Annotated in this window: 2 protein-coding genes; both read right to left on the bottom strand. The window is 49.5% G+C overall.

From position 1 onward, the window contains the following. Positions 1-189, bottom strand: a 189-nt coding sequence (locus ACUNV4_RS30435) for a hypothetical protein (protein WP_430882438.1), incomplete at its 3' end; no start/stop codon positions are given. 168 nt (positions 190-357) lie between these two features. After that, positions 358-615 carry a DUF5372 family protein gene (locus tag ACUNV4_RS30430; RefSeq protein ID WP_430882439.1) on the bottom strand — a complete coding sequence of 86 codons (258 nt, stop codon included), beginning with the start codon at positions 613-615 and terminating at the stop codon, positions 358-360. Between the last annotated feature and the right edge of the window lie 122 nt (positions 616-737).

Genomic DNA, 737 nt, shown 5'->3' with positions numbered 1-737 from the left:
TTTAGTTGCGCCTTCCTGGCGCACCATGCGTAGCATCTCGTACTTCACCTGCAACAGATCACGGGGGTCGAAGAACGTGTCGATCTGAAACTCAGGAGCCAGAACACGATCGGCCTGGGGGTTGAGTACCCCGGCATCCTTGAGACGGTCCGACTTGGTACTGCGCTTCGCCACAGTGAATCGCATCACACGTTGAGTGTAATTAGATATACGCCGCAAATACTTGTTTGTCAAATCATATACGTGAATTATCAGATATTTTAACTATTTAAATTGTGTTTCTTATGATCCACGATTTCCTCAATAAAATTAGCGGCATATTTATTCTTACACATACGGCATGTTTTACTTGACACTTTACGGCAGTTTCTGGCGATCAGACTTCATCATATGGAGCAGCTCGGCGAGCTCGCATAAGTCATCCATTCGAAACCAGCATGAGCCGGCCGACGCGTTGGCAAATAGATCCTTGTCAGCTTCACTGGTCCATGCGGTTGGCATAGACTGAAGCTTGCCCTCCTGATCGTGATACATCACGCGATCCTCACCCCAGTTCAACCGTCGGGTTGACAGAACGAACTGCTTACCCAGCAAGGGGTGGAAGGGGTGGGTAATGGTGAATACATGGAGCGTTGAATCCGCCGGACAACCAGCAGTTGACGGCTTAGAAGAAAGCCAAGGCCGAGCTTAGTGTTTTGCTGGTGACCCGCTGGATCTTGATGCGACTTCGGCATCAC

The sequence above is a fragment of the Granulosicoccus sp. 3-233 genome (genome assembly GCF_052681095.1).
Note: the sequence above shows the minus strand (reverse complement) of the source record. Positions and strands in the feature narration are given on the sequence as shown.